Genomic DNA, 20,304 nt, shown 5'->3' with positions numbered 1-20,304 from the left:
CGCATATTTGCAATGCAGAATTCCTCCTAACTTACTTGGTTTATTTAAAAAGATCGCTCACAATACACACTCCATAAACCAAGTGAGAATTTCATGACTGATGCTCTGACGTTAAGAGATTTATCTAAAACCTATAGAAATGGATTCCAAGCACTCAAAGGAATCAATTTGACAGTTCCAGAAGGAGAGTTTTATGCACTTTTAGGACCAAATGGCGCTGGTAAATCGACAACAATCAGTATTATCAGTTCCTTGGCACGGAAAACCTCGGGTACTGTGGAAATTTTTGGTCATGATTTAGATACGCATCCTTCACAAGCAAAACAATGCCTAGGTGTCGTTCCCCAAGAATTTAACTTCGGTCAGTTTGAAAAAATCTTCGACATCTTAGTTACTCAAGCAGGTTATTACGGAATTCCGCCTAAAATTGCACAACAACGTGCTGAAGAATATTTAGAAAAATTAGGTTTATGGGATAAGCGTAATACTCAAGGGCGCATGTTGTCTGGTGGTATGAAGCGCCGTTTAATGATTGCGCGTGCTATGATGCATGAGCCTAAGCTTTTGATTTTAGATGAACCTACTGCTGGTGTGGACATCGAATTACGTCGTTCAATGTGGGATTTCCTTACAGAGATGAATGAAAAAGGAACCTCGATCATCTTAACCACGCATTATTTAGAAGAAGCAGAAATGCTGTGTCGTCAAATTGCGATTATTGATCGTGGTGTCATCAAAGAAGATACCTCAATGAAAGCATTCTTAAATCAATTGAGCGAAGAGTCTTTTATTTTCGATTTAGAAAATCCAATTGAACCCATTACAATCGATATTATTGGTGTGAAATTCAACCTGATTGACCCAATGACCTTAGAAGTCACGATGGATAAAGCACATTCTTTAAATGATTTATTCCAACTTTTAGAAGCTCAGGGCATTCGTGTTCGCAGTATGCGCAATAAATCAAATCGTCTTGAAGAGTTATTTGTAAAACTGGTTGAGAAAAATCTTGAAGGAGTTGCAGAATGAATTTTACTCAACTACGTATTGCACTCTATACTTTAGTTCAAAAAGAAATTCGCAGATTTATGAGAATTTGGCCGCAGACTTTATTACCGCCTGCGATTACCATGAGCTTGTACTTTGTGATTTTTGGAAATTTGGTCGGTTCTCGTATTGGGCAAATGGGTGGATTTAGCTATATGCAATTCATCGTGCCAGGCCTTATCATGATGGCGGTGATTACAAACAGTTATGCCAATGTGTCTTCAAGCTTCTTTAGTGCTAAATTCCAAAAAAGCATCGAAGAATTGATCATGAGTCCAGTTCCATTACATATGGTCTTGTGTGGTTATGTGATTGGCGGTGTTGCTCGTGGTGTTCTTGTTGGGGCAATTGTCACAGCAATGAGTTTGTTTTTTACTGACCTTTATATACACAATATTTTCGTTACAATATATACCGTTATTATTACCTCACTCTTATTCTCTTTAGGGGGTTTTATCAATGCTGTATATGCAAAATCTTTTGATGATATTTCCATTATCCCAACCTTTGTATTAACACCGCTGACCTACTTAGGTGGTGTATTTTACTCAATCAGTGCTTTAAGCCCATTTTGGCAAAATCTCTCTTTAATTAACCCAATTGTATATATGGTCAATGCTTTCCGTTTCGGAATTCTAGGTCATAGTGATGTCAATGTTTCTCTGTCTTTACTGATAGTGACTCTTTTCTGTGGCGTACTTTATGGTATTGCTTACTATTTACTTTCTCGTGGTTCAGGAATGCGTGAATAATGTCTGTTGAAAAATCTTTATTGGGTAAAGAAACCGATTACCCAACTACCTATCAACCCGAAATTCTTTTCCCGATCGCACGTGCACAAGCACGTGAGCAATATGCGGATATAGCGGGTATATATAAAGGTCAAGATTGGTGGCATGTATTCGAAATTTCTTGGCTAAATACCAAAGGGATCCCGCAAGTTGCCATTGGGCGTATTGCGCTTCCTGCAACATCACCAAATTTGATTGAATCGAAGTCGTTAAAGCTCTACTTTAATAGCATGAACTTTACCCAGTTTGATTCTCATCAAGCTTTTATCAATACTGTTGAAAAAGACTTATCTACTGCTGCACAAGCAGCAGTGACTCTAACTTTATTTCAAGTTGATGATTTAGAGATTACCAAACCAATGGGTATTTGTATTGATGATCAAGAACCTGACCAGCTGGTCAATCATCCAGATGCAAGCCTTTTGACCTTTGATCAAGAAAATACACAAGACGGAGAAAACGTTGAAATTCAACTGTATTCACACTTATTGAGAAGTAATTGCCCTGTGACGGGACAACCAGATTGGGGAACTGTTTTTATCCGATACCAAGGCGAAAAACCTTGTTATCGTAGTATTTTAGCTTATATTATCTCGTATCGTCAGCATAACGGTTTTCACGAACAATGCGTGGAACAAATCTTTGCCGATATTTGGCAAAATTTAAAACCTGAAAAGCTGATGGTGTATGCAACGTATACACGTCGTGGCGGTTTAGATATTAACCCCTGCCGTGTATCTGATGAATCATGGATGCCAAGCCCAATTCGATTGGCGCGACAATAAACATTGAGGTTGAAAACATGCCTTTTTTTGGTTTTGTACCATCTGAAGAACTATTAAAGAACATTCAGACTGGTATTGAGAAAAAAAACTCTAACGAACCACTTTATCCTTTACGTGATCAAACTGCCTTACTCATTAATGAAGAAATTATTGATACGCTTTTGATTGAACTTGTTCGTCGCTTCCCTGCAAGCGACAAACGAGATACTGCTGAAAAATTAGCAGGCTATGTCAAATCAACTGTTGCTGTTTTACTTAAACAATTGTTAAGTAAGGCAGACAATGATGTGGTTCGTCAGTCTGTAGATTTTTCCGAACGTAGCCTATTTAAAGATCCACAAGGTCAATTCCGTGTGGGAGTGAATTTAGACTCAAGTTTAGTCATCAATCTTAAAAATAGCTTTGCTGAAGTCAAAGCAAATGGTGATGTAAATCGTGCAGTTTTGTCTGAACAATTCAAACAATTCTCAGATGCGACGATTAACCATTTTATGCGCGATTTCAATAAAACGCTCGATTTGGGTATGATCAAACGTAAAGCTGCAGATATAGGGGCTTCCGCTGTAGGTAAGGCAGTCCACATGGCAATTGACAAATTGATTCCAAATTTAAATAAAGATGAGATCACAGCTGTTGCAGAATATTACGATACTTTATTTTTTAATTGATCGTTAAAATTCAATTGGATTTTTAAATATAAAAATGCCCTTCTTTGTAAGGGCATTTTTTATAAAGTTACTGAGCTATGCTTTTAAGGATAGTAATTAACCATTAAATTCATAAACTTAAAATCATTATAAAATACTATCCCTAGATCCATATAAGACCTTTTCAAAGTCAAAACCATTTAATTCAATCTCTTTAACCTACTATTTTCTAATTTAAATATTTCAACCTCAAAATAATCACAAAATTCAGGTCATAATTTTGTTGCAAAGTATTGATATTCATTGCCTTCAAGGGGGATTGTGATAGCATTCGCAAAACACATTTCCCGCACAAAATAGACCAATGGCACCAAGCTCTCAATATAAATTTTTACGTCAATCTCCTCGTGATGGTCTGAGTACTGCCATGATCCCCTCACGCTGGCAAAAACTCCATATTGACCCTTGGTTGAGCTTATTTCTAATTTTAAACGCGATGCTTGGTTTAACCGTCCTTTATAGTGCTTCTGCACAAGATATGGGGCTGGTTTACAAACAAGCCATGAGCTTTGGTATCGGTTTTCTCGTCATGTGTGGTTTAGCCCAAATTCCCCCTAAAGTTTATCAAGCATTTGCACCCTACTTTTATCTGTTTGGACTGCTCTGCTTAGTTGCGGTCAAAGTATTTGGTGAGGTTCGCATGGGTGCTCAACGCTGGATTGGGATTCCAGGTTTTGGCAGCGTTCAACCCAGTGAGTTTTTAAAAATTGGTATGCCATTGATGATTGCATGGTTTTTATCTCGCAATCCTCTACCGCCTAGTTTTAAAAATGTGTTTTTATCACTGATTATGATTGGTATTCCTTTTATACTAATTGCAGAACAACCCGATTTAGGGACGTCACTACTCATCTTAGCCAGTGGAATTTTTGTATTATTTCTGAGTGGTCTTTCTTGGAAAATGATTGTAGGCGCAGTGAGTGCTGTTGCAGTGATTATTCCAATAGCTTGGGAGTTTCTACTCCATGATTATCAAAGACAACGGGTTTTAACTTTATTTAATCCGGAAGCTGATGCCTTAGGCACAGGTTGGAACATTATACAGTCTAAAACAGCGATAGGTTCGGGTGGCTTTATGGGCAAAGGCTATTTAGAAGGTACTCAGTCACACTTACACTTTTTACCTGAAGGTCATACTGACTTTATTATTGCAGCATTTTCCGAAGAATTCGGTCTGATTGGTATCCTACTTCTGATCATCATTTACTTTTGTATTATCTTTAGAACCTTTCAAATGAGTCTACAATGCTTCCATAATTTTGGCCGTCTTGTCGCAGGTACTTTTGCTTTGTCATTTTTTGTTTATGTATTTGTAAATGCAGGCATGGTCAGTGGTATTTTACCTGTAGTCGGTGTGCCATTACCTTTTATGAGTTATGGTGGTACTGCAATTATTACTTTAATGGCCACTTTTGGCATTGTGATGTCTATACATACACATCGTTAATTTTTTATCATAAATAATTAGGAAATATAACCTATGTTTACTTTTGGGCTTTTACAGAAGGTTAAAAACATCACTTTTTGTGCAGCTGCATTTTCACTGACCAGTTTCTGCCAAGCCAATGATTTTGCTAGCAACCCTGAATACAATAATTTTAAAGCCAAAACCATGCAAACCTATGGTTTAAGTAGCGAACAAATTGATTGGGCAATGAATGGCTCACGCAATTTACCCAATATCATCAGCATTATGGAACGACCAGGTGAAAGTAAGCCTTGGTATCAGTACAAAACTAATTTCTTAGCTGAAGGCACCATCCAACGTGGTGTGCGTTTTAAACAACAATATGCAGATACGCTAAATCGCGCAGAACAGCAGTTTGGGGTGCCTCAAGCAATCATCCTAGGCATTCTAGGGGTCGAAACAGGTTATGGCTCAAATAAGGGCTCCTTTATCACCCGTGATGCACTTGCAACCCTCGGTTTTGGTTATCCTCGCCGTGCGCAATATTTCCAAGATGAGTTGGGTGCTTTAATTGCATGGTCATATAAAGATGGCGTTCCAACCAATTCGATTGTTGGCTCTTATGCAGGTGCAGTAGGTTATCCGCAATTTATGCCAAGTAATGTGTCTAAATTTGGCGTGGATTACGATGGAAATGGTCATGTTGACTTACGTAACTCTGCGGTCGATGCGATTGGTTCAATTGCCAACTATCTGGCTCAACATGGCTGGCAGCGTGATCGCCCTATTGCGTTTTTAGCGCGTTATACAGGGAACAATCCTGAAGCAGTTATTGCAAAAGATTTAACTCAGCCTGTTCCCTATGGATCACTTAAAAATTTAGGGATTTCTCCATTAAATCCAATCGTCAAAATTGATGACTTAGATTTGGTTAATGTGATTCAATTACAGGACAGCAATGGCCCTATTTATTATATTACTTATCCTAATTTTCAAGTGATTACGACATATAATAGAAGCCGTATGTATGCCACCGCTTTATGGCTTTTAGGCACCGAAATTGTAAGTCGTTAAGACTTGCAATTTCCTAAATAATAAATAAGTCAATATTTTTTTATGTTAATTTGATCACATTTAATACTTTTTGCACATCTTGTTACAATATTGTTTATTTTTTAATCAAAACCTGTAAGAATTTGTCCTTTTTGTAACTGTTTCTTAAATAATGCTAGACACATTTATTCCAGCTTGAATATTATCCTTTCCGTTAAATGCAGTTGCACAAGTGAATTTACAGACCTCTATGGTTAATTTTCAGCGACTTAGAAAGTTAAAATTGAGGTTCCAAGGAGTTAAACGATGCATGCTTCACTAAAATATATGATGGCCCTGACCATGGGTCTGAGTATGACGCAGGTCAACTCAGAAATGGTTCAGTCATCATACTTAAACAATGATTCGGATAGTTCGAGTCTAGCTTCTCGTGTGATTAGCAAAGATTCAACAAATTTCAACTCTCATTTTTCAAACCTAAACAGTTTGTCAATTACTGAACGTTCTGGCGATCAAGTCCGTCGTCAAACTATTGCAGCAAAGATTCAAGTTCCTGAAGATGAGCCTTCAGTAATTGATAAACTTAATGAAGTTGCTTCAAACACAGTTCGCAAATTTAGCCAAACTGGTGTTGCATCTTGGTACGGTCGTCAGTTCCACGGCCGTAAAACCGCAAGCGGTGACACATTCGATATGAATGATTTGACTGCTGCACACCGTAGCTTGCCATTAAACTGCTTTATTCGTGTAACCAATAAAGACAATGGTAAAAGCGTAGTGGTTAAAGTCAACGATCGTGGTCCTTTCCATGGTAACCGTGTACTTGACCTCTCTTACGGCGCTGCTAAGCGTTTAGGTATTACAAATTCAGGAACAGCACGCGTTAATATTGAACGCGTAGATGGTCCAAACTCGTAAATCACTGCATGCATTTAACAAAAGCCACTTTCCAGTGGCTTTTTTATTGCAAAAAATAAAAATACAGATGTCCGAATTGCCCCCTTAATTTTCCAGTTATGCCCCTTTTCTTTAAATGCATTCCAGATAAAATAAAATGCGAGTCGATACAGGATGTATCACTAAACAGCAAAACGAAAACCGAAGTTTAAATTCTAAAAGTAAAAAAGTGAGCCATGCATGGACGTGAACAGCAAAACGCCAAACTTCGCGCATACATCCCTCAGCAAAACCCAAAAAGTAATCGCACTTGGTTTTGCCACGCAAGGCTTGGGTTATGCCAGCGTCATGACCGCGCTTCCTACAATCAAAAACCGATTCAGACTTTCAGATGATCAACTGTCGATTATTATCCTTGGCGTCTGTATTGCAGCAGCGTTGGGTTCTATTTTGGCAGATCGACTCGCTGTGAAACTAGGTTCAAGGCTGGCTATTGTTATCGGCTTGCTATTTGAAGGCATCGGTATTGCAATTGCAGCATTTAGTCCTAGTGTCATGATCATGGTCGCTAGTTTTTTACTTTATGGGCTTGGACTCGGATGTTTAGATGCGGCATTGAATATGCAAGCTGTCATGATGGAGCAAAAACTTGGAAAAAGCGCCTTGGGCGGTTTCTTTGCCTGTTATACCGCTGCTGCTTTCCTTGGCGCGTTAATCATGTCTGCGACAGTCTCAACCACACTTGGGGCAACAGCAGCATTGTGCATTGCTGTCGTGATGTGTTTGATTACATCGCAAGTGTCAAAACGTTGGTTATTTCAACAAAAAGAAAATGCTGCCCTACATCCTCAACAACGTTCGCCAATTCCGCATAAACAATTGCTTATTTTTGGTGTGATCATTCTCATCGCCTTTACTGTTGATTCAGCAATCAGCACGTGGAGTTCAATTTATCTTAAAGATATTTTAGCAAGCTCAGCCACAGTCGCCCCATTGGGTTATGCTGCTTACCAAATGGGTATTTTACTCACACGTTTAAGTCTGGATTATCTTTTAAAATTTAAAAGCGCTGCATGGGTTGCCTTCATCACAACGCTGATTGGTGCAACGGGCTGTGCAATCGCTGGCTTAGGGCATTCATTGGCGATTGTCATTGCTGGTTTTGCACTGGCTGGTGTTGCTGTAGGCGCATTAGTCCCGCTGACATTTTCAGCAGCAGGTCGTATAGATGAAAATCGACGCGATGAAATTATCGCACGGGTGAATATTTTTAATTATGGTGGGGCTGTAGCAGGAGCAGTAATTGTTGGCTTACTTGCTACTCCTATCGGTTATGGCCCCTCATTTATTGGTTTAGCACTGGCGCTGTTGTGTGTGATTTATTTTAGAAAAAGATTTATTTAGGCTGTATATAAATAAAAAATCGTTTAGGATGAATCAAGATCATTGCTAAAATTTAAAAACAGTCATTATTTTTATACACATATCAAATCTATACGCAGATCACAATCTTTGCTAGTTTGAATAAAATAAACAATTCAATTCATCTGTTTTCAGCAATATTTAATAAAACAAAATTGGGGGATTATTCATGTTACAAATCAGCGTTCCATCAAAACTTGTCCATGCAATTGCACCCATCATCTGCGTAATTGGCCTTGGCTCGCTTAGCGCATGTACCACAATATCTCCAACAAACACGAATACACCCGCGGATCTTGCAACATTGACGCAAACAAACACGCTATTTTACGGTGGCTCAATTTTAACCATGCAAGGCATGTCACCCCATTATGTCGAAGCGCTCCTGGTCAAGGATGGAAGAATTGTCTTTGCAGGTGATTTAAAACAAGCGCAAAAGTTAAAACAAAAAAATACCCAAGAGGTTAACTTAAACAGTCATACCCTGCTGCCTGGTTTTATTGATGCACATAGTCATTTAAATAGTGTCGGTCTACAGCAAACTGTGGCAAATCTCTACCCTACGCCAGATGGTAACGTTTCAGATATTGCATCATTAATTCATGAACTTTCATTGTGGCAACAAAACAATCCTGACTTTATCAAAGCAACCTCAGGCTGGATTATTGGAAATGGTTATGATGACGCCCAAATTAAAGAAAAACGACATCCTACAGCAGATGATTTAGACTTGGTTTCCACCAATCACCCGATTATTGTTTTACATCAGTCAGGACACTTAGCCTCTGTCAATCATAAGGCTCTTGAACTTTTAAACATCAATAAAAATACCCCAAATCCAACTGGCGGGATTATTCGTCGTAAAGCAAATTCTCAAGAACCCAATGGTGTACTTGAAGAAGCTGCTGTTTTTTCAGCAATGGCAACTGCGTTTAGCAAAGTTCCACCTGAAATCATGCAAAATATGGCAAAAACAGCACTGAATACCTATATCAAAAATGGCTATACCACTGTACAAGAAGGTCGTGCAGATCATGGTACAGCTGAATTATGGCGAAGTTTTGCGGCCATCAATCAATTGAATATTGATGTCGTGGTTTATCCAGATATCATCAATGAAAAAGATTACATGCTGAAAAATGACAGTAGCCTCAATTATCAAAATCATTTTAGAATTGGTGGGGTTAAAATCAGTCTAGATGGCTCCCCGCAAGGCAAAACCGCATGGCTAACGCAGCCTTACTTCATCCCACCAGAAGGAAAAACTAAAGACTATCGTGGTTATCCAGCCTACCCAGATACAAAAATGGTTCAAGATGCAATTAATCTGGCTTATAAAAACCATTGGCAAATTCTTGCACATGCCAATGGTGATGCTGCAATTGACCAATATCTCGCAACTATTGAGACAGCCAATGCACAATATGGCCAAGCAGATCGCCGCAATGTGATTATTCATGCGCAAACCATGCGTGAGGATCAATTAGATCAAGCCAAGAAATTAGGGCTTATTCCTTCGTTCTTCTCATTACATACTTACTACTGGGGCGATTGGCATAAACATGAAACGCTCGGCGCAGAACGTGCCAACCGAATTTCCCCTACAGGTTCTGCATTAAGAAAAAATATGATTTTTACTGAGCACCATGATGCTCCAGTCATCCCTCCTAAAAATATGATGGTGATTGATGCAACCGTCAATCGTACCACCCGTTCTGGAGATGTATTAGGTGAGAATCAAAAAGTCAGTCCTTATATTGCATTAAAATCCGTCACAGATTGGGCCGCATACCAATACTTTGAAGAAAAAGACAAAGGTACCTTAGAAAAAGGCAAATTAGCGGATCTTGTGGTGATAGATCAAGACCCATTAAAAGTGCCCACTCAAAAGATTAAAGACATCAAAATATTGGCAACCTATAAAGAAGGTCAATTGATTTATCAAAGTCCCCAATAAGGATCAGTAAGGGATAGTCGAGATAGGACATGCTCAATTCGAAATTTTTAATCATACTATTGGGCCTAAGTGGTTTTGCTTATGGAGATATCGCTATTTTCAAAGCCACTTTTCCTGATCTAAAAACCAACCAAGCACCTCAGCCACAACACCAACTTGAACAACTTCCCGCAGCTACTCTCAGCAATAATGTAACAGTGGATACCTATATTGCAGCAATTCCCAATCCTTTTAACGATACAGGATTCTACAAAGATGATTCCATCTGTAAGATCAACAATACCCAACAAGTGAAATGTCAGTTCAGTTATACATTATCTGCGACTCAAGCAAAAAACTTTAAAATCATCTTACTGCCGGGTATTGGTCCTGTACTTGTCCCCCTTTCATGGCAAGTGATCAGTACGGATATGGGACCTTCTGGCATTGCGTATGCTGTGCTGGCAAGCCGTAAAAAAGATGAAGCCATCACCATTTATAATTCATCCGCGTGTGCTGGCTGTGCCATGCATAGCGCAAGTTTGTATTTCCCCAATATCAAAAAGCTCAGTTTAGACAATGAATTTGGTGCCATTGAAGATAAAAATCACCTGTTAAACATCGTCAAAGCCAATAAAAATAAAGTATATTTTAGCTATCAAATTCCCAACTATCCCAATAAAACACATGGAATCGCCTATTATGCCGATGAAAGCGATGGCAACGATGTCACCAATTTTCAGGAAATCAAAGTCACACTTAAACCAGAACACCAAACATGGGCACGTGATATTTTAAATTTCTATCAGGCAACACATTGAAATCCCCTGACCAGCACTTATTTTTAATTAACCTGATTTCGATATAAAATTTTTGATGAAATATGATACGTGGAAACGTCATCCGCAACTGTCTGAGGCAGGACTTCATTCAAAAAAGTGTTATTTCTGCGATTCATTGAATGCGTTACTGGTGGTCGACGAGTTTTGCGGTGAGCAGCGATGTAGCTGCGCAAGATGGTTACCCTTGCGGAGCTTCGCTCCTCATCCCGAAAGAAAAGTAGGGCGAGCCGCAGGCTGATCCTGAAATTGAATGTAAGCTCAGCAAGACTCCGTCGAGATCATTGCTTTTCAATAAGTTAAAGATATAGTTAAGTCATACTCACGTTAATTAAAGCCGCTATTTTGACCAAAACATTATTCTGATTTATATTGTTTTCAGCAAAAAATAAATATAGCCAACCACATGCATGGAGCGCCAAATGAAAACAATCACCGAATGGTTTTACTTTTAAATATTTATTTTTAATTTCAATATCTTACAATTGCTATTATTTTTTTGGTGTAAATTAGGTGTAATTAAAGCCCTCAACTAAGGGCTTTATTCTTCACATCATTCAAAGCGCTACACTCATTGTATTTAGAAACCGTGTCGATGATCCATAGTGTGATTTCTTTACCCTGCCCTGACTCAAGTTTTAAGAGTTTAGGGCAAGGGATCAGTTAATACAAAGATAAAATAAACCTAATAAAAGTATTTCGTAACTTGCGAAATTGTGCAAACTGATGTATTTTGCATATTATGAATACACTCATTGATACTTATCGTACGCCTGGACAAGCTATTTCTGCACTTTTGAATGAAAAGGGGTGGAATGGAAGGGTTTTATCTGGAATTTTACAGATTGATGAATCTGGTGTTAATCGCTTATTACAGGATAAAAAAGCGATTTCGCCTGATTTAGCTCTTACGCTTGAAGATATTTTTAAAGTTCCCGCTGAGGAGTTTTTAATATTACAATCCAAATATGAAATTGCAAAAGCGCGTATTAAACAAGTCCCTGACCCTCAACGAGAATATAGAGCTAAGCTATTTGGTAGCCTTCCAATTGCAGAAATGATCAATAGATCATGGTTGGATGTGGAAAACAAAAAAGACTTCACTAAAATTGAAGCTGAATTATTAAAACTTTTCAAAGCTTCATCTCTAGAAGAAATCCTAAAGCCTGTAACCCATAGTGCAAAAAAATCTTCTGAATATGATCAGACCACACCCATTCAATCAGCATGGATTAATCATGTCCAACGTATTGCTTTAGAAATGATTGTGCCTACTTATACTCAGAAAAAAGGTGAGGCTGCAGTTGAAAAACTTAAAACGTTACTTTACTCACCAGAAGAAATAAGAAAAGTACCAGGTATTCTTGCTGAACACGGTATTCGATTAGTCATTGTTGAATCATTAAAAGGTTCGAAAATGGATGGTGTTTGTTTTTGGATTAATGATGGTTTATCCCCTGTTATTGGTATGTCTTTGAGATTTGATCGCATTGATAACTTTTGGTTTGTATTGCGTCATGAACTTGAACACGTGTTGCAAGGTCATGGTAAAGATTCTCCTAAGATTGATGTTGATTTAAAAGATGATCCAGATGCAGACATTGAAGAAAAAATTGCTAATGAAGCAGCAGCGTATTTCGCGATATCTGAACAAAAGATGAAAAGTTTTATCGCTAGAAAACATCCATTTTTTAGCGAACTAGATATCATGGGTTTAGCTAATACAGTTAAAGTACATCCAGGTATCATCGCAGGAAAACTACAACATCATACTCAAAAATTCAATTTATTCAGAAAGCATCTGGTTCCTATTCGCTCAATCATTCTCCCTTACGCAACTAAAGATGGTTGGGGTGATGTATATCCACTTGAAAACTAGAGAGGTAAAAACTAAGTGAATCAAAATCAAGCCTTCCAAGAAGCCATACGGCTTTATAAGAAGAAAACAGGAGTAACTGAAGTAGACCTAAAAGAAGTAGCAAAATTTGCAGTTACTAATTTAGGGATAAAGCTTCCAGAACCAGTTGATCCGTTCGACTTATTAGCAAAGAAAATTGCAGTAGCAGCTAGAGAAGAAACTAGGACTGACAAAGCAACTGGACGTCCTTATCGTGCAAATCATGCTGTGCCTAAACTTGGCTCACAACAATCTTTGTGGATTGATATTGATGAAGCACCTAGACCATTAATGCAAAAATCTCTTATAAAACGAAGAGATGGGATTATTGGTGATGCTTTGCAGTTATCTTTAGATGCTGACCACTGGAACAGTATTAATTCAACAGAAGAGCCAATCAATATACCTTTAGATTTTGAGGAAGACGTTGAGGAAAGAAAGAACGCGACTAATCCCATATCAGCTGATACTGAGAATAAGACTTCTATATGAAAATGGTTTGGATTAGCTACCAACTAAACCAAACCATTAGGAATATAAAGTACTACCAATACTTTATATTGAATAGTCCTCTATCCGCTATTCACATATGATCAACTAAATAGAATCTTACTCTTAACAAGTTAATTCTATAGTAAGTTGGATTATGTTGTCCACACTCTCTGAAGTGATAGCCACCCTTATTTTTATGAGGTGCACTATGTACTCAGATGAAAAAAGGCACGTTTATTTTACGATGGGCAATCACTAAAAATGGTCGTCGTATTGTAGCTAAAGTTAAGCCGTTCAAGATCTACATCACTAAAAATAAATAATTTTTTAACCAACCTAAGTTAGCTTGGGTTGGTTTTATTTTCTAGAAATTTAGTAAAATTTAAAACAAATTCATTTTACAAAATAGTGTATTTATTACATTAATTATCAGGCCAAGCCTCAATCAATCTTTCCGCATCAGCTGCGTGTCCATCAGCTTTTTCTGCCACTGTTCGATATTCAGTAATGCAGTTTTCGAGTATGTCACTGTTGGTATTTGTGTACTCAATGATGGTTTCTTTGGTAGAGCTGGGCAAGCGACTGTTTGCAATCTTGAGCTGCTTTGACAAGCTGTCAGCGCTGGACTGAGCAAGATCAGCATCAGACTTAATTTGTTTAATTTTAGCATTATAGTTTTGCTCCGCTTTTAACTGTTGTTCAGACCATAGTTTTTCTTTGATTGCTGAGTCTGCTTTGGCCTTTGCATTTTCAGCTTGCAGAATAATTTCAGTCTGCTTGAATTTATCGATCTGCCCTGCTTTCAGGTTCAACAAGGCAAGGCAAACAATCAATAAAAAAGCGAGAAGTCCGATTAAGATTTCTCGCCATTTTGAGATGATTAGGAATAATGTCATTTTAAAAATAACTCCATTTCAATTTTTCTGCGTTTTACAAGACCATTCAAAACTCGACCACCAGCTTTGTTCCACTTTGGAAATTCAGCTGCAGCACCTTTATAGTCCTTTGCATTGAGCTTTTTAAGCAAAGTAGATTTGCTAAGATTGCCTTCGCCTAAGTTATAAGTGAATGAGGCCAAAGCATCGAATTGGTTTTGATTAAGTGGTACTTTCACCAAGCGATTGATAGCATTTTCAAATGCGACCAAGACATTGCGAAGATATTCTTCTGCTTGAGACTCAGTGCATATATCGCCTTTTTTGACACGCACTCCATTAGGATATTTAATTGTTCCAAATCCAATGGTCCAAACGCCCACACCATCGTCATAGGCTTTCAAACGTTTACCTTCAAAGCCTTTGATTAGATTGATTCCTGAGTTACTTGTTTTCATGGCAACTTACCTCCCGAAACTACTGCTTTCCAAATCAACACAAATGTATCGATCGCTTTACCACCTAAATGACCTGCCATGCCTGCAAGTACGCCAATAAGTACCAACGGCATATCCCAATAAATACACAATAGAACTGTGATAATCCCTGCGAATGCAGAGATAATTAACTCACCGAAAAGTCGCATAAATATCTCCTTCAACGGCTTGGGTTCTTTTGACTGATTTAGTCTGCGAATGAAAGCAACCAAGCCTCCAAGCATTGCCAAAGCAATCATCCAACCGTATGTAATGAGACCTGTAACGATCTCTTTTAATGTTTCTTTATCCACACAACCCCCTATTTTTGGCAATAAAAAAGCACCCAGAGGTGCTAAAACTGAATTGATTCTATTTGCTCAATACTTTCTGAGTCATAAATAAGTTGCCGAGCTATTCGGCTTCTTGAATGACAGTTTGAAACATGCTGAGCTAGCGCAATTCTAAAACCTTTCAATTGTTCTGCATTTAGCGAAACGATTGAGTTGTCCTTTAAAGTCCATTCCACATCCGCGCCAAGTTCACTTGCCACAATTATTCGGGCCTGTGAAGAAACATCCGAATCAAAAGTAAAGTTTAAAAAAGAAAAACCGCCATATTCGGCGGTTTCTCTTTGAATTTTGATCTCCGACCATTTCTGCTCTTTAGCTTGATCTAATGACCGAGGATCAATCCACTGTTTCAAATCATAATCGAATACGTGATGAGTTGATGGTTGTTTGGGTATATGTGCCCACCACCCACGGTAATACATATTTGAGGATGGAGGATCTGAAACAGCCAAACAACCAAGCGGTTTATTTAGTGCAATGGTTTCTTTATTTGCATAAATCAACTGTAGCAGCTCACCTCTTTTTGAAATAATAGCTGTCATTTCTTCATTTCCGTCAGAATCATTTGTGGACTTTGAATGCTAAAAATACCTGTAGTGCTGTTTAAAGTAATACGTATCGCGCGAGTATTGCGATTTGCAAAACCCAATTTGAGAACGTACGTAGCTGGCCCACTAAAAATGTCTTCTATACCAGCATTCACCGCAAAAGTTCCAGTGAAATAAAATCCACCAGAGCTCATCACATCAGTCGGAGGTGTTTCCTGCCGGGCGACTAAAGTTCCATTTCTATAGATGGAAACAACTGCCCTAAGGTTTAACCTTTCAAAATATGAAAGCGATCCACCATCCACTGCATACGCAGTCAAGTATTCATTCTTAAAAGCAATACAAGATGCATCTATTCGGCATTTCCCTCCTGAACGGTTGATTGTGGCTGTTAATAAATTACCGAATTTAGCCTCCCACTCTGCAAGTTGAGAATTATAATCGCTATATTGCGGACTATAGGCTCCTGAAACGACGATTTCACTTGTTGACTTGATTGATGTTGGAACAGTGACTGCTTCATCTTGTATCTTTAAAGTACCAACTGCTAAATCTTTGATTTTTCCTGCTGTTACGGCTAAATCTTCAATCTTTGCTGTTTTGACAGCCAAATCTTCTATATGTGAAGTCTTAACAGATTGGTAATCCATAAACACTGATTTCAAGTATGCGGCAACAGGAAATACTGTACCTGTGACTGGATCGGTAAAGGATGTGGTTCGAAATATAAATGGGTAGTACCCGACACTATCACCGCGTCCAATAGCCAATGAGTCAACATCAAAGATATACTGTCCCTCTACACCATCATTAGCACCTCCCCACCCGATAACTTTGCCATTCACATCAATTTTAGTAAATTTTTGCGCGTACAAACCATTGGTTGATTCAGTAACTTCTTGAATCGAAGCCGCATTGTCTCCAACTTTTGTTTGAAGCGTTTCAGTCAATTTTACATTGGCTGATACTGCATCGGCCGTTGCTTTAATCTGTTGCTGATATAAAGCATCGTTCTGATTCATTTGGGCAGTAACTTGGTCAGTGCGAATAGACTGAGCTAAATCTCCTTCTATACGTGCTGATTGTTCAGACCAAACACCAGCATAACCACCAGAATTACCAATCAGATCAGTTTCTGAACCAATCAATGGTGGATTGATTTGAGCATACACACCATCAACCTTAGTCGTTGTTGCTGTCAATTTATTGTCAACATCAGCAACTTTTGAATCAACAGTACTCAATGCACCCGTTGTCGCATAATTGCCTAGCTTTGCCTCTACCGCATCCACTTTCGATACAGCAGAACTTGCATTCGTCACAGCCACATCAGCTTTTGATAAAGCAGTTGCAGAATTAGTTAATGCATTATCAGCTGTACTTTTTGCCGAAGTTGCAGTTGCGTTGGCTTGTTGCGCCATTGATGCTGCTGCACTTGAATCAGTAACAGCAGTATTTGCTTTGCTTAATGCACTGGCTGCATTAGTTTTTGCAGTCGATGCATCAGATTCAGCAACATCAACGCGACTATCTAATGCCTCAATAGAACTACTGTTTGCTGTTGATTGTGTTACAGCGGTTTCAGCTTTTTGTTGTACTGAAGATAATGCTGAATTATTGCTAGAAATATAGTTATTTAAAGCAAGGGTATTCACTTTATCTCCATCAACACGAGCCTGAACTTCTTGCTGTGCTAATGCTTGTACATCGTTGATCTGTGCAACTGTTGTATCAACTCGTTTACTAAGAGCTAGATCACCTTCAATCATTGCAGATTGGAGTGACCAAGTCCCGGCAAAACCTTGATCATTGCCGATCAGATCAGATGAAGATCCAATCAATTTTGGATTTAGTTGCGCGTAAACACCATCAGTCTTCTCTGCAGTCAATTTCAAATCATCAGCAACAACCTTGATACTTGATTGTGCTGCCGCTAAACCTTGGTCACTTGATTTTTTGACTGTATCCACTACTTCTAAAACAGCATCATCACCTGCTTTAATTTGCTTTGTTAATCCATCTTCCAAAGTACTAATCGCAGTTTTTCGATCCTGTATTTCAGTATTGATCTTTGAAGTAGTTGAATTGATTGAGTCAATACGCTCAGTCCGTTCAATCGCTAAATCATCATTTGCTTTTTGAGCTGACTCTTTCGCTTGTTGTACAGATGTTTTAAGCCCTGAAATATCAGTATCAATATTTTCAATGTGATCAATCTTGGTTTTCAAATCCTGATTTAACTGACTCTCAGAGATTTGATCATTAAGCAGATCAAGTACATCTGATGCATCTGCGGAAGTCACACCACTGACCCAATCGGACCAATCGCCTACATTGCCAATACGATCAATTAAACGACCTCGGTAATACTGGCGTAAGTTTGGTTGCATGCCTTGAATTGTGTGCACCGTTGTCGGATAAGCAAACAAACCCAGTTGAGCAATATTTGATGTGCTATCTGGTGAAACTTCAATCTCCGTATATGCTGTATCAAGTGCGCCAACAGCAGGAAACAACCAAGTTAATTTCATGCCAAATAAAATACCTTCAGCATGTATATTGGCGAGTTTTGGTGGCTTGCCTTGCTTGCCTTTCAGCTCTGTCAAAACCGAATATGTTGGTAAGGACGAAATATCAAAAGCACTGATTGCAAATACGCGTGCTTCATATTGCCCTGCGTAAATCCCAGCCACCTCAGCTGAGTTGCTTCCAGTTAATGGTAGTTTTAACCATGTGCCGTTATCTTTACGCCATTCAACTTGATACTTGGTTGCATCTTTGGCTTGTGGCCAACTGATCACCATCGTTTCAACTGACATTCCTTGCTGAACCATTTGCTCACTGGAAATGCTGACTGATTCAACAGGATCTTGAGTTGTAGGATTAATGATTGAGATCGGGCGATCATCAATAAATGCACCATGATCAATCGCATCAAATTTAGAATCAGCATGTTGTAGTGCAGTGATGGTAAATCGGTGTGGCTCATCTTGTGAAATCGAAACTACACGAAATTTCATCGTCGCTAAATCTTGTGCATCAATCACCCATACATTTTGTGGAGCAACACTATCAAATGCTGAAACCACAGTAACAACTCGACCAGCAATACTTGATACAACTCGTGCTTGTGCCTTTCCATTCTCACCATTAACAACTAAACGGTCACCAGCTCGGCATACAACATCATCACGATCTAAGGTGATTTGTTTTAAATTAGCACTGACTGAAGAAATACGCCCACCATTTGCACGACCAGCTAACAACTCATCAGCAAGTTCAATTACTTTACCTGGTAATGGAATATAGCCATCCAATCCAACTTTAAATGTGACAGTTCGAGTTTCAAGTTGTTCTGTTTTTAGCGCCCACTGACCTGTGCGTTGTGCTTGTCCTTCTGATGTACAGCCCCATGCTTCAAGCTCAAGTAATTTGACTGCGCCTCGATCACGTGCAATCGCTACTTCATCCCGTACGAACACATATTCAGTCTTATAGCGATTTTGCGGATTATCCCAAGCCACTTTGATTGCATTGTGACGATCACGTGCACGTGTACCTGAATAATTGATTCCTTGAGCACCATCAATGATATTTGCTGATGTGTAAGTAAACATCGTATCTTGTGGCAAATCAGCTTCACATACGATTGAATTACCATCCCAATAACTGATTGCACGAAATAAACCTGCAAGTTTGCTTAAAATATCAAAAGCAGATTCGGCACTTTGAATATACACATTACAAGTGAACCGTGGTTCTTGCTCACCTTTGCCGTCTGGCACCAACTGATCACAATATTGAGCCAAACGATACAATGACCATTTATCTATCATTGGCTCTGTTAAGCGGTTACCAAGTGCATATCGCTTATTGGTGCATAAATCGTAGTAAATCCAAGCTGGATTATTGCTATAAGCACGCTTAAACAGGCCATCCCATATCCCGATGTAAGTTCGGCTTACCGGATCATAGTTGCTTGGTACTTTGATCTTTACACCCTTTAGATCTACTGCAATTTTGGCAATATTCGAGAATGTTTCAGCATCATATTGCACGCCAATCAAGGCAGTATTTGGGTAGGCAAGTTTAAGATCGACAACTTCAGTAATGGCTTGAATATACATCTTATCGCTGACATATTCAGAGCTTGAATTCGGTGTTTTACGTGTGACTCGAATCAACCAATTATTATTGGCTTTTGGTAAGCCGATACGATGGGTACGTTCATAATTTGCTGAAGTTTTTCCTGACATTTGAGTATCAAGCATTAACTCCCATGATCCCCCATCAGTCTGCACTTCAATCGAGTAATCAATAACAATACCTGAAACATCACCGTTGCTTGGATCTTGTTGTTTTAAAGCACCAAATCTAACACGTACAATCACAGCATCAAGTGTAAGGTTGGTCACACCTTTCACCCAAGGCGTATCACTTTTAAGTTCAACACCTACAGCAGTTTCAGATGCAATACTTTCAAAACCTTCCATGTATGCCTGATCATTGGTACCTGAACGAAAATCTAGAGTGACATCTTGAAAGTTTCTTGCACCACTATCGTTTTCAACTGGTGTGTCATCAAGGAAGATTGACTTAAAGCCATTTGCTAAGCCCTCGACTTCTCCTTCACTCATGCCATATTGTAAACGTGCATAGGTTTTTGAAGCAGTGGTATCATTTGCAACTTTGGGTTGTCTTTGGCTTTGACTGCCACCTTTAGCGCCTTTTACTGTTTTAAGCATACTTTTTCCCACGCAATAAAAAAGCGCTTAATG

The 20,304-nt window shown here is 38.8% G+C and carries 17 protein-coding genes; 12 read left to right on the top strand and 5 right to left on the bottom strand.

Annotation, left to right across the window (positions count from 1 at the left end):
• Positions 1-93: 93 nt before the first annotated feature.
• From AC4CUY_RS05890 to AC4CUY_RS05835, 12 genes are all read left to right on the top strand, one after another.
• The gene (locus tag AC4CUY_RS05890; RefSeq protein WP_336953889.1) at positions 94-1,029 is read left to right on the top strand and encodes an ABC transporter ATP-binding protein; all 936 of its coding nucleotides are present in this window, start codon (positions 94-96) and stop codon (positions 1,027-1,029) included.
• Entirely contained in the window at positions 1,026-1,799 is a 774-nt protein-coding gene (locus tag AC4CUY_RS05885; RefSeq protein ID WP_336953890.1) for an ABC transporter permease, read from the top strand. The genes AC4CUY_RS05890 and AC4CUY_RS05885 overlap by 4 nt, the downstream gene beginning before the upstream one ends.
• Complete coding sequence (gene queF, locus AC4CUY_RS05880; RefSeq protein ID WP_336953891.1) at positions 1,799-2,623, top strand: NADPH-dependent 7-cyano-7-deazaguanine reductase QueF; 825 nt, start codon at positions 1,799-1,801, stop codon at positions 2,621-2,623. Before AC4CUY_RS05885 ends, queF begins: the two co-directional genes overlap by 1 nt.
• A 17-nt stretch (positions 2,624-2,640) precedes the next feature.
• Positions 2,641-3,291, top strand: coding sequence for a hypothetical protein (locus AC4CUY_RS05875; protein ID WP_336953892.1), 651 nt, complete (start codon positions 2,641-2,643; stop codon positions 3,289-3,291).
• 343 nt (positions 3,292-3,634) lie between these two features.
• Positions 3,635-4,777, top strand: coding sequence for a rod shape-determining protein RodA (gene rodA, locus AC4CUY_RS05870; protein ID WP_419361299.1), 1,143 nt, complete (start codon positions 3,635-3,637; stop codon positions 4,775-4,777).
• A gap of 33 nt (positions 4,778-4,810) precedes the next feature.
• Entirely contained in the window at positions 4,811-5,812 is a 1,002-nt protein-coding gene (gene mltB, locus AC4CUY_RS05865) for a lytic murein transglycosylase B (protein ID WP_004820018.1), read from the top strand.
• Positions 5,813-6,097: 285 nt separating this feature from the next.
• On the top strand, positions 6,098-6,709 hold the full coding sequence (locus AC4CUY_RS05860; RefSeq protein ID WP_004722011.1) for a septal ring lytic transglycosylase RlpA family protein: 612 nt from the start codon (positions 6,098-6,100) through the stop codon (positions 6,707-6,709).
• A gap of 219 nt (positions 6,710-6,928) precedes the next feature.
• Positions 6,929-8,092, top strand: coding sequence for an MFS transporter (locus tag AC4CUY_RS05855; RefSeq protein ID WP_419361296.1), 1,164 nt, complete (start codon positions 6,929-6,931; stop codon positions 8,090-8,092).
• Positions 8,093-8,279: 187 nt separating this feature from the next.
• Positions 8,280-10,067, top strand: coding sequence for an amidohydrolase (locus AC4CUY_RS05850; RefSeq protein WP_490773808.1), 1,788 nt, complete (start codon positions 8,280-8,282; stop codon positions 10,065-10,067).
• Between the two features lie 29 nt (positions 10,068-10,096).
• Positions 10,097-10,867: a DUF4850 domain-containing protein gene (locus AC4CUY_RS05845; protein WP_336953896.1), complete on the top strand. Its 771-nt coding sequence runs from the start codon at positions 10,097-10,099 to the stop codon at positions 10,865-10,867.
• A 760-nt stretch (positions 10,868-11,627) separates the two neighbouring features.
• A complete protein-coding gene (locus AC4CUY_RS05840; protein WP_314340924.1) occupies positions 11,628-12,764 on the top strand; it encodes an ImmA/IrrE family metallo-endopeptidase in 1,137 nt (378 codons plus the stop codon).
• 15 nt (positions 12,765-12,779) lie between these two features.
• Positions 12,780-13,274 carry a hypothetical protein gene (locus AC4CUY_RS05835; protein WP_314340922.1) on the top strand — a complete coding sequence of 165 codons (495 nt, stop codon included), beginning with the start codon at positions 12,780-12,782 and terminating at the stop codon, positions 13,272-13,274.
• A 422-nt stretch (positions 13,275-13,696) separates the two neighbouring features.
• On the opposite strand, the gene AC4CUY_RS05830 is transcribed toward AC4CUY_RS05835, so the two are convergent.
• Genes AC4CUY_RS05830 through AC4CUY_RS05810 form a run of 5 tightly spaced genes read right to left on the bottom strand, consistent with a single transcriptional unit; the run spans position 13,697 to position 20,271 of the window.
• Entirely contained in the window at positions 13,697-14,170 is a 474-nt protein-coding gene (locus AC4CUY_RS05830) for a hypothetical protein (RefSeq protein ID WP_490773807.1), read from the bottom strand.
• The gene (locus AC4CUY_RS05825) at positions 14,167-14,607 is read right to left on the bottom strand and encodes a lysozyme (RefSeq protein WP_490773806.1); all 441 of its coding nucleotides are present in this window, start codon (positions 14,605-14,607) and stop codon (positions 14,167-14,169) included. Before AC4CUY_RS05825 ends, AC4CUY_RS05830 begins: the two co-directional genes overlap by 4 nt.
• Entirely contained in the window at positions 14,604-14,939 is a 336-nt protein-coding gene (locus AC4CUY_RS05820) for a phage holin family protein (RefSeq protein ID WP_034708947.1), read from the bottom strand. Before AC4CUY_RS05820 ends, AC4CUY_RS05825 begins: the two co-directional genes overlap by 4 nt.
• A 41-nt stretch (positions 14,940-14,980) precedes the next feature.
• The gene (locus AC4CUY_RS05815) at positions 14,981-15,520 is read right to left on the bottom strand and encodes a DUF4376 domain-containing protein (RefSeq protein WP_490773805.1); all 540 of its coding nucleotides are present in this window, start codon (positions 15,518-15,520) and stop codon (positions 14,981-14,983) included.
• Entirely contained in the window at positions 15,517-20,271 is a 4,755-nt protein-coding gene (locus tag AC4CUY_RS05810; protein ID WP_490773804.1) for a TipJ family phage tail tip protein, read from the bottom strand. Before AC4CUY_RS05810 ends, AC4CUY_RS05815 begins: the two co-directional genes overlap by 4 nt.
• Between the last annotated feature and the right edge of the window lie 33 nt (positions 20,272-20,304).

The organism is Acinetobacter sp. 778_lipA, assembly GCF_058242985.1.
The sequence above is the reverse complement of the archived record's forward strand: the minus strand, read 5'-3'. Positions and strand labels throughout refer to the sequence as shown.

Bases quoted from the DNA above. Each gene is read 5' to 3' on its own strand.
- AC4CUY_RS05890 (WP_336953889.1), top strand. From the start codon at position 94: ATGACTGATGCTCTGACGTTAAGAGATTTATCTAAAACCTATAGAAAT.
- AC4CUY_RS05885 (WP_336953890.1), top strand. From the start codon at position 1,026: ATGAATTTTACTCAACTACGTATTGCACTCTATACTTTAGTTCAAAAA.
- queF (WP_336953891.1), top strand. From the start codon at position 1,799: ATGTCTGTTGAAAAATCTTTATTGGGTAAAGAAACCGATTACCCAACT.
- AC4CUY_RS05875 (WP_336953892.1), top strand. From the start codon at position 2,641: ATGCCTTTTTTTGGTTTTGTACCATCTGAAGAACTATTAAAGAACATT.
- rodA (WP_419361299.1), top strand. From the start codon at position 3,635: ATGGCACCAAGCTCTCAATATAAATTTTTACGTCAATCTCCTCGTGAT.
- mltB (WP_004820018.1), top strand. From the start codon at position 4,811: ATGTTTACTTTTGGGCTTTTACAGAAGGTTAAAAACATCACTTTTTGT.
- AC4CUY_RS05860 (WP_004722011.1), top strand. From the start codon at position 6,098: ATGCATGCTTCACTAAAATATATGATGGCCCTGACCATGGGTCTGAGT.
- AC4CUY_RS05855 (WP_419361296.1), top strand. From the start codon at position 6,929: ATGGACGTGAACAGCAAAACGCCAAACTTCGCGCATACATCCCTCAGC.
- AC4CUY_RS05850 (WP_490773808.1), top strand. From the start codon at position 8,280: ATGTTACAAATCAGCGTTCCATCAAAACTTGTCCATGCAATTGCACCC.
- AC4CUY_RS05845 (WP_336953896.1), top strand. From the start codon at position 10,097: ATGCTCAATTCGAAATTTTTAATCATACTATTGGGCCTAAGTGGTTTT.
- AC4CUY_RS05840 (WP_314340924.1), top strand. From the start codon at position 11,628: ATGAATACACTCATTGATACTTATCGTACGCCTGGACAAGCTATTTCT.
- AC4CUY_RS05830 (WP_490773807.1), bottom strand. From the start codon at position 14,170: ATGACATTATTCCTAATCATCTCAAAATGGCGAGAAATCTTAATCGGA.
- AC4CUY_RS05825 (WP_490773806.1), bottom strand. From the start codon at position 14,607: ATGAAAACAAGTAACTCAGGAATCAATCTAATCAAAGGCTTTGAAGGT.
- AC4CUY_RS05815 (WP_490773805.1), bottom strand. From the start codon at position 15,520: ATGACAGCTATTATTTCAAAAAGAGGTGAGCTGCTACAGTTGATTTAT.
- AC4CUY_RS05810 (WP_490773804.1), bottom strand. From the start codon at position 20,271: ATGCTTAAAACAGTAAAAGGCGCTAAAGGTGGCAGTCAAAGCCAAAGA.